The organism is Rhodopirellula europaea 6C (assembly GCF_000338295.1).
Lineage (GTDB): Bacteria > Planctomycetota > Planctomycetia > Pirellulales > Pirellulaceae > Rhodopirellula > Rhodopirellula europaea.
The window spans coordinates 41,948-55,637 of sequence record NZ_ANMO01000232.1 but is presented as its reverse complement, the minus strand read 5'-3'; the positions used below and the strand labels follow the sequence as shown (position 1 = coordinate 55,637).

General features: G+C 55.4%; 11 protein-coding genes and 1 riboswitch. Of the genes, 6 read left to right on the top strand and 5 right to left on the bottom strand.

Features of this window, described 5'->3' with window-relative positions; all coding sequences use genetic code 11:
- Positions 1 to 253 precede the first annotated feature (253 nt).
- Positions 254 to 365: riboswitch (cyclic di-GMP riboswitch) on the top strand.
- A gap of 179 nt (positions 366 to 544) precedes the next feature.
- From RE6C_RS24635 to lnt, 6 genes are all read left to right on the top strand, one after another.
- Entirely contained in the window at positions 545 to 724 is a 180-nt protein-coding gene (locus tag RE6C_RS24635) for a Flp family type IVb pilin (RefSeq protein WP_008660999.1), read from the top strand.
- Positions 725 to 1,171: 447 nt separating this feature from the next.
- Complete coding sequence (locus tag RE6C_RS24630; protein WP_008660996.1) at positions 1,172 to 1,729, top strand: A24 family peptidase; 558 nt, start codon at positions 1,172 to 1,174, stop codon at positions 1,727 to 1,729.
- A 279-nt stretch (positions 1,730 to 2,008) separates the two neighbouring features.
- On the top strand, positions 2,009 to 3,133 hold the full coding sequence (cpaB, locus tag RE6C_RS24625; RefSeq protein ID WP_008660995.1) for a Flp pilus assembly protein CpaB: 1,125 nt from the start codon (positions 2,009 to 2,011) through the stop codon (positions 3,131 to 3,133).
- A 168-nt stretch (positions 3,134 to 3,301) separates the two neighbouring features.
- Positions 3,302 to 5,062 (top strand): type II and III secretion system protein family protein, encoded by a 1,761-nt coding sequence (locus RE6C_RS24615; protein WP_236618495.1) that lies wholly within the window; start codon positions 3,302 to 3,304, stop codon positions 5,060 to 5,062.
- A 96-nt stretch (positions 5,063 to 5,158) separates the two neighbouring features.
- Positions 5,159 to 6,388 (top strand): AAA family ATPase, encoded by a 1,230-nt coding sequence (locus tag RE6C_RS24610; protein WP_039963322.1) that lies wholly within the window; start codon positions 5,159 to 5,161, stop codon positions 6,386 to 6,388.
- A gap of 93 nt (positions 6,389 to 6,481) precedes the next feature.
- Positions 6,482 to 8,293 carry an apolipoprotein N-acyltransferase gene (lnt, locus tag RE6C_RS24605; protein ID WP_008660990.1) on the top strand — a complete coding sequence of 604 codons (1,812 nt, stop codon included), beginning with the start codon at positions 6,482 to 6,484 and terminating at the stop codon, positions 8,291 to 8,293.
- 25 nt (positions 8,294 to 8,318) lie between these two features.
- Here the strand turns inward: lnt and proS are convergent, their stop codons facing one another.
- The 5 genes from proS to ychF all read right to left on the bottom strand — a co-directional run bounded on the left by proS (position 8,319) and on the right by ychF (position 13,406).
- Complete coding sequence (proS, locus tag RE6C_RS24600) at positions 8,319 to 9,824, bottom strand: proline--tRNA ligase (RefSeq protein ID WP_008660989.1); 1,506 nt, start codon at positions 9,822 to 9,824, stop codon at positions 8,319 to 8,321.
- The gene (carA, locus tag RE6C_RS24595) at positions 9,821 to 10,987 is read right to left on the bottom strand and encodes a glutamine-hydrolyzing carbamoyl-phosphate synthase small subunit (protein WP_008660987.1); all 1,167 of its coding nucleotides are present in this window, start codon (positions 10,985 to 10,987) and stop codon (positions 9,821 to 9,823) included. Before carA ends, proS begins: the two co-directional genes overlap by 4 nt.
- A gap of 257 nt (positions 10,988 to 11,244) precedes the next feature.
- Positions 11,245 to 11,604, bottom strand: a complete 360-nt coding sequence (locus RE6C_RS24590; RefSeq protein ID WP_008660984.1) for a hypothetical protein — start codon at positions 11,602 to 11,604, stop codon at positions 11,245 to 11,247.
- Between the two features lie 26 nt (positions 11,605 to 11,630).
- Entirely contained in the window at positions 11,631 to 12,212 is a 582-nt protein-coding gene (locus RE6C_RS24585; RefSeq protein WP_008660982.1) for a hypothetical protein, read from the bottom strand.
- A 102-nt stretch (positions 12,213 to 12,314) separates the two neighbouring features.
- Positions 12,315 to 13,406, bottom strand: coding sequence for a redox-regulated ATPase YchF (gene ychF / locus RE6C_RS24580; protein ID WP_039963350.1), 1,092 nt, complete (start codon positions 13,404 to 13,406; stop codon positions 12,315 to 12,317).
- Positions 13,407 to 13,690: the final 284 nt, after the last annotated feature.

The following is a 13,690-nucleotide window of genomic DNA, read 5'->3' as shown; positions in this document are numbered from 1 at the left end:
GGTTTTCATATAGATAAGTGCGTCCAATTGTCATTTTTTCAATCACGTCCGGCCACTCAATCGATACGACCGGAGCAATCCGGCAACTTGCCTCGCCGTTAAGGTTCGGCCAACCGATCTTTTTTGACACCTTCGTTTTCTGGCGTAGTGTTCGGTAGTGAGAAAGTGAATTGCCCAAATGCGGCGGTTCGCTGCCACGTCGAACATTCGAAGGTGTGTTGCCTTGGACTGCTCGACTGGGTCAGCCGAAGTTCCCTGACAAAGGCAAACCGTTCGAGAGGACGGCACGCAAAACCACGGGTCCGTGAGTCGGTCGATCGCATTGTTTGCGTTCGGCTTGACTTCAGGAAAGCCGAGTTGCCGTGGAAAAAACTCGTCGTCGTTTCAATCGGAAACACGATCGAGTTTGAACCGAGGCTTGTCAGTTTAATTTCCATTGACGAAGGCTGTTGTCACCTGGGTCGGTTCACATCGAATCGACTGACACTTTGTCGCCGGGTTAACGAGACATCATCGTGGCCCCCGTTTTTGTCTGGAGTTAGATATGAAGAAGTTTGCTGAAAACGTAGTTGCTTTCCTGAAAGAAGAAGACGGACCAACTGCTGTTGAATACGCCGTTTTGTTGGCCCTGATCATCGTCGTTTGCATCGGTGCTGTTACCACAATCGGTAACAACGCCAACGCGAAGTTCGGCGAAGCTGGCGATGCAATTGCAGCCAACTAAGTGCTGATCCGGCGGGTCTGTCCCGTCAATTTGGCGACATACCGAATGGCGGTGAGACGTGTCTCGCCGCCTTTCGGCATCGCCTGTGGGGGGAGCCCTGACGCGACGACTTATTGGATCGAAATGAAACGATCCGCCATTGAATGTTCAAAGGAAGTCTTAGCGACCACTCATTTCACACCTTTTAGGTTTGCCCCCGGGCATCGAGCGAATGAACTACCCACTAATTCCCGCTGACGCTGCCGCCCATGTCTGGCAATTGGCCTGCTGTGGCGTGACTTTGCTGTTCGCAATGTTGAGCTGGATGATCGGTCCTCGCTGAATCATCCGTTTCGATCGGAAAAGAACAAAACGTTCACCGCCAACTCACACACCTTCCAATTTGAAACCATTAACGGACGACTCGTTTCACGGACGAATCGACCGAAAAAACACGGGGAAATCATCATGGACACTCTCCTTCACGGCATCACCGAAAACTGGACCATTTGGTTCGTGACGGTTGTCCTTATCGTTGCTGCTGTCATCGACGGCATGATTCTGAAAGTCCCAAACTGGTTGACTTTCCCGTTCATCATCTGCGGCTGGGCACACTGCTTCATCCAGGGCGGCTTTCCCGAACTGGGATACAGCTTGCTCGGCACATTCGTCGGCATGATGTTGCTGTTGCCACTTCGCAACGTTGGCGGCATGGGTGCAGGCGACGTGAAACTGCTCGCTGGCATCGGAGCCTGGTGCGGAACCACGATCACTTTGAAGGCTTTTGCCGCGACGGCCATCGTCGGCGGAATCATGGCAGTTTTCATGATCTGGAAAAGCGGTGCATGGATGAAACACTACGCTCAATTCTTAAAAATCATGGAAGAGTGGCGAACAATTCGTAAACCTGAGCAACTCGCCGCAATCGCTCGGGAGCGGAAACCGACCATGTACCTATTGCCATACGGAATTCCAATGGCCATCGGCACAATCATCTACTTCGCCGCCACGGGCCAATTGGTCTGATTCAAATTGAAGATCGAGGGCCGCATGGCACCCCCATGCGGCCCAGCATCATTTGTGCCCCGATTGCGGGGCCTTTTCCATAATGCGTTGGAAATTCGAAGCGAAACATCCAATTGGCAATCTGTAGCGATTGCGCAAAGGGACTCGGTTGCCCCAAGTGTGTTTAGCTCTTGAAGACTCACACCCGATACCGAGAGTGACGCTTCCATTGCGGGCGGTCGGTCATCGATCGAATTCAACGCGAGCAGTCTGTCACCTCTGGTTACCCACTCGATTGCCATGCGAAACAAATCAGTCTTCCTCATCTTGGCCTGCGTTTGCGGCACGATCGCCGCAATTGGCGTTAGCCAATGGATGCAAGCTCAATCGACGGGTCAGAGTTCGGTGGCAACCGTCGAGATCTTCGTCACCGCGAAAACCATTGACATTGCCGAAGAAATCACCGCTGACAAAATCCGTCTCGAACAATGGCCCGCCGATCGTGTTCCGACCGGTGCGAGTGGCAAACTCGAAGACGTCGAAGGCAAATTTGCGCGCCAGCGTTTCTACGAAGGCGAACCCGTGATGCCGATCAAACTGATGGCTGATGCGAACGGTTCATCCCAAACCATTCCAGTCGGTTTCAGCGTCGTGTCGATGCGAGCTGACCCCGAAAGTAGCGTTGCGACCCTGGTCCGCCCCGGCGATCGAGTGGACGTGATGGCTTACTTCGTCAAAAGCGAATTGATTCCCGAAACGACCGCGAAAACCGTTTTGACGGGCGTGCGAGTCTTCGCCGTTGATGGCCGCACCGAACGCGAAGTCGATTCGGAAGCCGAAGCCAAACCGGCTCGTTCAATCTCGCTGCTGATTCATAAAAAAGACACTCCCGCTTGGACCTACGCTAGCGAACTCGGAAAGATTCGCCTGACGCTCGGTAACCCAAGTGACATCAACGAAACAAAAGACGGCGAGACCGACGGCGGTGCCGGGCAAGAATTCTTGCGATGGCTCTCCGATTATCAGATCGCTCAAGCTCAACGCGAAGAAGATAATAATCGCGTCGAAACTCCTGTCGTGAAGCCATCCATCCAAGCACCCAAGAAAGAGAAGAAGCGGGGCTTCAAGATGTTGAAAATGTCCGGTGGCGTGCTGACTGAATACTGGATCGAAGAAGGATCCAGCGTGCCTAAGGTACTGGCAGAATCAGGTCGTGAAGAACTGGAAGACTCGAGCAACGACCTGCGAACTCGCCCGGGGGCAGATTATCCCCTCCCTAGCGAGAACGAACTGGATGAACCCAGCGCACCGACCGATTACAGCTACCTGAACGGATCACAAAGTCCGTTTTACAACAGCGGACCAACGAACCGTTCCCAAGCGGACAGTTCAGGGTCCGAAGAGTTTGGTCCGACCAGCCGCTAACGGCGCGGACGAAAACAAGATTCACCACTGATGCCAAGGCAACTTCGCCTCCCAGCGAGTCGCCGCCCAGCCCGCCGTTCAACCGACGGACTGATCGCCGAGAGTTCATGGATGAATTCTCGCGGAGATGAATGAATAACTCGACCCGCCCCGGCAAGGATGCCTCAGATGCGAGTGTGCACTTTTCTTATCCGTCGCGACCTATCGGTCCGCTGTCTGCTCGCCACCGTTTTTGGGTTGGCGATGCTCTCGGTTTCTGAACCGATGATGGCGCAGTCCGCGACGACGCTAGCTTCTGCAGCGGGCGACCACCAGATCAACCAAACCGTTGAGCGGATGGATTTGATCGTGAAGAGCAGTCGCATCCTCTCACTCGGCGAACGCATTCCGCGGTTCCAAGTTCACAACGAAGAAGTCCTGGGTGCGACCCCGGTTTCTGAAAATCAAATTCAGGTCTTTGGCAAGATTCCTGGTACCACCCAAATCAACCTTTGGGACACCGAAGATAAACTCTACACGATTGACGTTACCGTCGTCGCGGACGCTCGAGAAGTCGAGGGCATTCTGAACTCGCAGTTGCCGCTGGCGTCGCTTCGAGTCACACCCATCGGGGAGTCGGCCATTATCTCAGGGTATGTCACCAGCGTCGACGATGTGGACAAAGCGGTTGCGATCACCGAACAGTTCTACACGACGGTCATCAACAACATTCAAGTGGTCGGTATCCAGCAAGTCTTGTTGCACACCAAGATCATGGAAGTCAGTCGTACGAAGCTCCGTGAACTTGGCGTCGACCTGGCGATCCTTGACGACAACTTCACCTTGCTAAACGGCCCCAGTGGAGTCCTCGATGTCGGTGCCGGTATCGTCGAAGGTGACGCTGGCTTCGGCCCTATTCCGCTTGGTGACACGAATCTGCGATTCAACGTCAACGGAAATTTCGAGACCCTCATCAATGCATTGCACGAACAACGCTTGACCAAGCTGTTGGCGGAACCCACCGTCGTTGCGACCCACGGTCGTCCAGCACGATTCACCGTTGGTGGTCGAATCCCAACGATTGTCCCGGGACAAAACGGGCAAGTCCAAATCACCTACGAAGACTACGGTACAAGCATCGACTTCCTGCCTTTTGTCGTCGGCCCAGGCCGCATTCGATTGGAAGTGCGACCGGAGGTCAGCGAACCTGACCCGTCACGAGCCGTTACTGTCAACGGTACCAACGTGACCGCTTTCACGACTCGGTATGTCGAAACAGCGGTTGAGATGCAAGCGGGCCAAACGTTCGCCCTGGCCGGTTTGTTGCAAAGCCGAACCGAATCGACCACATCTCGCACACCATTCTTCGGAAGCTTGCCCTATGTCGGGACACTATTCCGAAAGATGCAAGAACGCCGCAACGAGATCGAGCTTCTAATTCTGGTCACTCCGGAATTAGTGGAAGCCATGGATCCACACGAAGTACCACGCGGTGGCCCGGGCATGAATTCACATTCGCCTGACGACAAGGAATTCTACCTGTACGGTCACATCGAAGTGCCGAACTTGAAAGCCAATGATTGCGACAACGAAAACCTGCAACCTGGAATTAGCGGTGGCTTCCGTGGCGGACAAATCGAATCCGGTCCGATGATGCATCAGGCACCGATCTACCAAGATTCGCTGAACGGTGTTCCAGAGCAAATCTATCCGCAAGGCGAGATAGTCGATCCAACCATTTCGACTCCTCAGGCCTCGCGGAACATGCCGCCACGTGGAATGCCAAACCCATCTGGCTACTACCCGCAACAGACTGCACGAAACACCGCTTCACCAGCGAACAATCGCTTCGGTGCGGGCGAGCTGCTTCCACCGAATGCAATCATTCCTGGTCCACAACCAACGAAGGTCGCTGAGGGTGTGATTGTCAGCCAACCGGACTACAGATGATCGCATGAGCGAAATCAAAACGCCCCACCATGTCGCCCGCCTGACAAGCGGGCTGTCTCCCATGAAACCTTTCTCCGTCTATCGAAGTTGTCTGCTATGAGTAACGTCCTCCGATTGGCCTTGGTCGATCCAAACGACTCGTCCCGCGAAACACTGAAAGCGATGCTTTTGGGGATGGACACCGTTTGGCTGGAAGCGGACTGCTCACGCTATGAATTCTTTCCAGACATCGTCGACCAAACGACTCCCGATGTCGGAGTCATTTCGTTGGACACTGATTCCACCGCCGCGATCAAACTGATTGAGCGGATCACTCGCGAAACGCCCGACACGGCGTTGCTTGCGACCAGTGCCGTTAGTGATGGGCAGTTGATCCTTCAGGCGATTCGCGCGGGGGCGCGAGAATTCCTAACGTTACCACTGGTGGAAGAAGAACTGTCTTCGGCCCTTGGCCGGATCAGTCAAACCAAATTCGGTGGTGGCGATGCGCGCAATCGCTCTTGCGAAGTCATCGCGATTGCTGGAGCAACCGGTGGTGTGGGTACGACCAGCACCGCTGTCAACTTAGGCTGCGTGCTGGCCGAAGAAAGCCGCAACAGCGTCGCGTTGTTGGACCTCGATTTGGCTCTCGGTGACGCCGATGTTTTCTTGGATGCCATCCCGGACTACACGCTCGCCGACGTCGTTCAAAACATTGGAAGATTGGACATTCAACTGCTGAAGAAGTCGCTGACGAAACACTCCAGCGGTCTGTACCTGCTGCCGCGACCAGTGGAACTGCATGATCTCGAAGCCATCGATACCGAAAGCCTTCGCAAGGTCGTCGGTTTGTTGAAGGCCTCCTTCACCCACTTGATCGTCGACCTGTCGAAGACCTACAACGCGCTGGACATGATCGCGATCGAATCCGCATCGAGGGTATTGCTGGTTACTCAGTTGGACCTGCCGTGTCTTCGCAACGTGGTTCGCCTGATGATGAGCTTCGATGAAACCGAAGGCCTTGCCGAACGCGTTGAAATCATCGTCAACCGTGCTGGTTTGGATGCTGGTCAAATCAGCCTGAAGAAGGCGAAGGAAACACTCGGACGAGAGATTTTTGCTCTACTGCCTAACGACTATCGCACGATGGTCGAAGTCCGCAATAACGGTGTGCCGTTGATCACACAGGCCCCGAAGGCAGCCTTGACCCAGGCTTTCCGGGACGTTGCGTATCGATTGACACACCGAGAAGCGGGGGCAGCTGCGGAGGAAAGTTCCTCAGCGGACGACCACAGCAGCAATGAGAGCCGCTGGAAACGATTTTGGCCGGGTGCCGCGAAGGCATAGCACGCTCGGGCATACGCGAAACGGGTTGCCCGCCCGCGGTTGGGCTGGTATTTCACGGGGATATCAACCCTCCCGCGAACGCGAGCCCATCCGTTGAGCGAAAACATATCTGCCTCCGACACTCCCGCGTCGGAAGTCGCTACCAAGCCACCAGCGCCCGAATCAGCCTCCATCGGATGGCTTTTCGCGGCTTCGTCCGCATTCGCGATGGTGCTTTGGCTCTCAGGACCTCCGTTTGCGATCGGTCCCTTGGTGTTCATCGCACTGGTTCCGCTGCTGGCAATCGCGGAAGTGGCTCCGGGTTCTTCCTGGAAACGTCCGCTGTACGCTGCATCGCTCGCGTATTGGTTGATCAGCCTTCAAGGGCTTCGCTACGCCCACCCACTGATGTTTCTGCCTTGGATGGCACTGTCAAGCTACTTGGCAATCTATCCGCTTCTCTTCGTCGCATTGCTTCGACGCTGGCGATTACCTGATAACGATGGGAACACGCAATCATGGCGTCATCGCGTTCCCGTTTGCCTTGTTGCCGCGGTCCTTTGGGTTGGCTTGGAATGGATCCGCAACTACTTCTTCACCGGAATCTCGGTGTTGATGCTCGGCCACGCGCTCGCCGACATGCCGATGCTCATTCAAATCGCCGAACTGGGTGGAACCTATACGGTTAGCTTCGTGATCGTCTGCGTCAACGTAGCGATGTTCGATGCACACAATCGATGGGCCGTTCCACGAACATCAAGTGCGTTTGACTCTCCAACGAAGTCGATCGTGATTGCTGGCGGTTTGCTGATCGCCACGCTGGTCTACGGGTCGATGACGATGAACGTTGCGACGGAACCAACCGGCAAAACGATCGCGCTTCTGGGTGGCAATGAGCTGACGGTCTACGAACAAGACATCGTGCGAGAACAAGAGATCTTTGCCGCGTACGGTCAGATGGCAATCGATGCGGTTGCCAAATCGAAGACGCCGGTCGATGCAGTCGTTTGGCCCGAGTCGATGTTCTCAGGCGGATTACCTTGGATGACCACCGGCGCCGATCTGGTTGTTCCTGACTTCATGCAGAACCCAGCTGCAGCGCCGCTGCAGCCTGAACAACTTCGATTCGCCGTCGAAAACAACCAAATCGATTTCCTGAATCGCGCGACCAGCATTCAGCGAGCGATGAGGGCCAGTTCCACCGTTCCGATCGACGCAACTCCGGCGATCATTGGCGGGTGTGGATTGGTCCAGTACGCGGATCGTCCCAGTCAATACAGCGGCGTCATTTGGGTAGATGCGACCGGAAAGATGTCCGGCACGTACTCGAAGAATCACCTCGTCCTGTTCGGAGAAACCATTCCGTTGGTGCACAGCTTGCCATGGATCAGCGACATCGTCCCTCCAGGACTAGGATTGGATCGCGGGACGGAGCCTGAACGCTTTGACTTGGACGGGATTTCGCTGATGCCGAACTTGTGCATCGAGACTGCGGTGGAGCGGATTCCTGTCAACCACATGCACCAACTGAATTCGCGAGCCAACCCAAAGTTGCCGGACGCCATCGTGACGTTGACCAATGACGTTTGGTTCCACGACACAGCGGTCGTGGATCACCATTTGCGATGCGCACAACTGGTTGCTGTCGGATGCCGGCGTCCGGTTTTGTCCGCAGCCAACGGGGGCCCGACCGTTTGGATTGATTCGGCCGGTCGAGTCGTCGAGCGATTGGAGAAGGGACAAAGCGATGTCATCTATGCCCAACCAAGGCGAGATTCGCGAATCAGCCTGTATGTACGCATGGGGTCTTGGCCGGCCGGCCTGATGGGCGCGGCCACACTTTGCGGACTGGCATGGATGACGTTTGAATGGTTGACGCGTCGGCGGAAACGAAACGCAAGCGCCGAAGCCACTCAACCAAATTGATGATCAACACGTCACCGCGAAAGCATCAATACGCTTTCGCGAAAATGGCTCGTTGAGCAGCGGGTTTGCCGGTCAAGAAACAGGTGCCTTCGGTCGCGTTGTCCGTTCGCGGAACGCAACGAATCGTCACCTTCAACTCCTTCAGCAGTGGCTGCAAAGAGTCTTCATCGCTGTAGTGACACCAAGCGAATCCGCCAGTGATTGCGGTGTCACCTTTGTCAGCGAAGAAGTCACGGAACTCAGCTTCTGATTTGAGTTCGACCGTGTTGTCTTCCCGCATCTTCAACGCGGCGTCGAACAACTCTTGCTGCAACGTCGCCAGCTTTTCGCCGATCGTTGCCACCAACTCCGCTCGGTCGATACCGACACTTTTAGGTTGATTACGGATGCCGCAGAAGACGGTGCCCGCGGCCATGTCCTTCGGCCCGACTTCCAATCGAATGGGAACGCCACGTTTGACGTGATACCACTTCTTTTCTCCGCCACGAATATCGCGATCGTCGATCGTCACGCGAACAGGAGCATTTGCGTAGGTTTGAGCGGCTAATTCGTCGCGAAGCGATTGAACGTACTCCATCACCTCCGCACGCGAATCGTCTTTGTAGATTGGTTGAATGACGACATGCGTTGGTGCCAAACGAGGTGGCAGAACCAACCCGTCATCGTCGCTGTGCGTCATGATCAAGGCACCGATCAATCGAGTGCTGACGCCCCAAGAGGTCGTCCAAGCAAACTCAATGTCGCCGGATTCGCTTTGGAATTTGATTTCCTGAGCCTTCGAAAAATTCTGCCCCAGGAAGTGGCTCGTTCCCGCCTGCAAGGCCTTGCGATCTTGCATCATGGCTTCGATCGACAGCGTCTCGACCGCGCCTGGGAAACGCTCCAGCGGAGTCTTGCTGCCGACGATGACCGGCATTGCCATCCAGTTCTCAGCAAAGTCGCGGTAAACCTCGACCATCTTCTCGGTTTCTTCGACCGCTTCTTCCGAAGTCGCGTGGACGGTGTGGCCTTCCTGCCAAAGAAATTCCGCGGTGCGCAAAAACATTCGCGTCCGCATTTCCCAACGGACAACGTTGGCCCATTGGTTGATCAGAATTGGCAAATCACGGTAACTCTGAACCCACTTCGCGTAGGTCGCACCGATAATCGTTTCGCTGGTCGGACGAACGATCAATGGTTCTTCGAGCTTGCCCGCAGGACGCAGCCCGCCGTCGGGATCGGGTTCGAGACGGTGGTGAGTGACAACCGCGCACTCTTTCGCGAATCCATCGACGTGTTCCGCTTCCTTTTCCAGGTAGCTCATCGGAATGAACAATGGGAAGTAAGCGTTTTGGTGGCCGGTTGCTTTGAACATGTCATCCAAAGCACGCTGGACGTTTTCCCAAAGTTGGTAGCCCCACGGTTTGATCACCATGCAACCGCGAACTGGCGAATTCTCAGCGAGGTCGGCTGCCCGAATGACTTGTTGATACCACTCGGGATAATTCTCTTCGCGAGTTGGGCTGATGGCTGTCCTGGGGGCTTTGCTCATGCGGTCACCCCGCATTTCTCGTTCAGCTGTTCCTGGAATCGCGAGAATAAATAGTGGCTATCGTGAGGACCGGCCGCCGCTTCGGGGTGATACTGAACGGCAAACGCACCGGTGGCTTTGTGGCGAACGCCTGCGATCGTGTCGTCGTTCAAATTGCGGTGGGTAACCTCCAAGCAATCCGGTAAGCCTTGATCATCAACCGCGAAGCCGTGATTCTGGCTGGTGATTTCAACCTTGCCCGTTTCCAAATCGAGAACGGGTTGATTGGCACCACGGTGACCAAATTTCAGTTTGAATGTCTTGGCACCGCAGGCAACCGACAGCAATTGGTGGCCAAGGCAAATTCCGAACACAGGCACTTGGCCCAGCAATTCGCCAATTGTTTTGTGAGCGTATGTCAAAGGTTCGGGGTCGCCGGGCCCATTGGACAAGAACACACCGTCAGGATCCATCCTCATGATGTCATCGGCGGACGTGTTGCCCGGTACGATCGTGACTCGATTGCCGCGCGAACGCAGGTGCCGTGGGATGTTCCACTTCATGCCGAAGTCCATGCAAACAACATGCGGACGGCTGTCATCACCGATCGATGAATCCTTGGCTGCTTCGCGGATTTCGCGGATGGTCCAATCATCCAGTTCGTTGGTCCATTTTTCCAATTGAGTCGGCATGACTTCTTGAACCAAATCCCGCCCGACCAAACCGGGTGAAGCTTTGGCTTTGGCGACCAAAGATACGTCGTCCAAATCGGTCGTCGACAAGACGCCTCGCATCGCACCTTCGCTGCGGATTCGTCGCACGAGGGCACGCGTGTCGATTCCGGCGATTCCGACAACACCTTGTGATTTGAGGTAGTCGCTCAGCGAACCTTCCGATCGGTAGTTGCTGTGCATACGACTCTCGTTGCGGATGATGAATCCAGCCAGCGACGTGCCGCGATTTTCCAGGTCAACTGAGTTGATCCCGTAATTGCCCATTTCGGGATACGTCATCGTCACCAACTGACCGCGGTAGCTAGGGTCAGTCAGGATTTCCTGGTACCCAGTCATCGAGGTGTTGAAGACGACTTCGCCGGTCGTTTCGCCTTCTGCACCGAGGCTGGTTCCGGTGTAGACGGTGCCGTCTTCGAGAGCGAGTTTGGCAGTTTTGGCAGGTGAGCTCATCAATGCACAATGGGAGTCGCGGAAAAAATGGGAGACCTTCGACGTGGTGCCCTGTTATCGCTGTCGAATCCATTTTCTTCCAGTCCCCCGAGTGTGCGTCCGCCTCCTTTCCCGCCGATTTGCCGGGGTTTCTTCGCGGCTCTGACGGATCTGACCAGTCTTCGGCAGCGTCGAATTTTTGGCGGGATGATGATGGGAAGTGCGGAAGGACGACCTGACCGGTTCCCCTGCCCATGACTTTGGGAAAGACGGGCGAACTATTGCGGCGTTTGTATCAAAGCAATAATCCGATCGACCGCAAGACGCAACGACTTCGCCGCCATCGCGAAATTGGTGTGCCCGCTGACCTCGGGCTGGATCGCCTCGTACAGTTCCGTGGCACCGCGGAGGCGACGCAGTTTCTTCTTGGCCATTTTTATGTAGACAGCCGTGTCGGTCTCATCCGTCACTGGCCCGACGGCCAAAATGAAATCGTACAGGTCTCGAACAACTTCCCGCAGATCCTCATCCTCTTCCGATTCATCGGCATGTTTGAGAAACGTGCGGACCATCCAGACATGAGTCAGCTCCGCATCAATGGCTCGAACAACCGCGAGTGGATCTCTGGGGGAAGTCATTTCGCTCTGTTTTTTCGTTCTATCTATCAGGACGCTTGCGTTTCTTCGCCTTCAACCGGTACCGCGGCATGCGGTTCGGCTGTTTCAGTAGCATCGGTCGCGGGCTTGGTCGGTGCGTGTCCATGAGGCGTATTCATCGCGACGATTACAACGCCAACGACAGTCAATGCCATGCCGACCCAAAGCACCGGGCTGACTTGAACGTGCCCCCCTAGCCGGATGACTGAAACCAGGGCCGTCACCGACACCGCACCGCCAAAGACAATCGGCATGACCAACAACGCGTTGCCTTTGCTGGTCATCATCGCGGTTGTCAGACAGAGCGCCCCAAAGGCCCCCAAACAACCAGCCAAGAAACCCCATTTAACGGTCGCGAAGTGCTCGCCCGAAAAACTGAAAGAGTCTCCTTTGACGCCCATCATGGCCAAACCACCTAGAATCGCGATCACCAGGTAAGCAATCCCAATGAAGACGTAAGGTTTGAACGGCGACCACAGTGGGGCACCGTTGACACGGGGTGCCTGAGCGTTGCCGATGGTCGGGCCATAGCAGCCCCAAAACAACGCTGTGCCGATAGCGAAGAGAATTGGAATCAACATTTTGTTCATAGAACCGTCAGTAGGAGGGATGGCGGTGGGAGCATGGGCTATCAGCGACTGGGCACCGAAACCAATCCGTGCCCATGTATCAAATGCGTGCCGGAATGACGATCAAACGTTGAACAAGAAGTGGCAAATGTCACCGTCCTGCATCACGTACGATTTTCCTTCCACTCGAAGTTTACCGGCTTGTCGAATGTCTTTCTCTGTTTTGTATTCTTCCAGCTCTGGCAACTGGTAGATTTCGGCGCGAATGAATCCACGCTCGAAATCGCTGTGAATCACCCCCGCGGCTTGGGGAGCAGTGGCTCCGATCCGAACCGGCCACGCACGGACCTCGGTTTCGCCGGCAGTGAAGAAGCTTTGCAAACCAAGTGTTCGGTAGGCTTCGCGAGCGATGATGTTCAGCGATGGTTCTTCCAGACCCACGTCCGCCAACATTTCTGCACGATCTTCTTCGTCCAGTTCAGCGATCTCGGACTCGAGCTTTGCACAAACGCAGGCCACCGAGGCTCCGGTCTTTGCCGCATGCTCACGAACCTTGCCGACCAATTCATGTTCGCCGTTGAGGTCGTTTTCGTCGACGTTGGCGATGTACAGAATCGGTTTCGCGGTCATCAATCCATAGCTGCTGATCGCGACCTGTTCGGCCTCGGGCAATTCCAGCGTCCGCAACGGCTGCTCGCTTTCCAAGTGAGCGTTGCATTTTTCGATCGCCGCGACGCGAAGTTTGGCTTCCTTGTCGCCACTGCGAGCGGTCCGCTGGGCCTTGCCCAATGCGTTTTCCAGGGTCTGCATGTCAGCCAAAACCAGCTCGGTTTCGATCGTGTCGATGTCCGCGATCGGATTGACTTGGCCGCTAACGTGAATCACGTCGGGATCTTCAAAGCAACGCACGACCTGCATGATCGCGTCGACTTGTCGGATGTGACTGAGAAACTTGTTGCCCAAACCTTCGCCTTCGGCCGCACCTTTCACGATGCCAGCGATATCAACCAGCTTCAACGCGGAAGGAATGACCTTTTGAGGCTTGATGAAATCGGTGATCCGATGCAAACGCGCATCAGGCACACTGACGATCCCTTCGTTGGGCTCGATCGTGCAGAACGGATAGTTGGCACTTTGAGCCGCGACGCTGGACGTCAGAGCGTTGAACAGGGTACTTTTGCCGACATTGGGCAAGCCGACGATTCCGGCTTCCATCGAGTTGCCTGAAAGAATGGGGGAAAGAAAGTGGTAGACGGGCCGCCGTGATCCAGCGGTTTTCGCAACGGCCACTGTTATGGCGATTCCAAGCCGATTCGTCGAGACGACGCGGAAGGATGCAAAGACTCTCGACGACTGCGGATCGCTTTGCCAACCACTTTCGTCGCCCGCCATGGCGAGCTGACCGGTGCACAGCGGACAAAACGGGACGCTCCATTCACTTTTCATTTGGCAAATCAGCTTCCACTGTCGCGTCCGTCGCGGATGTCGCCTGCAATGGC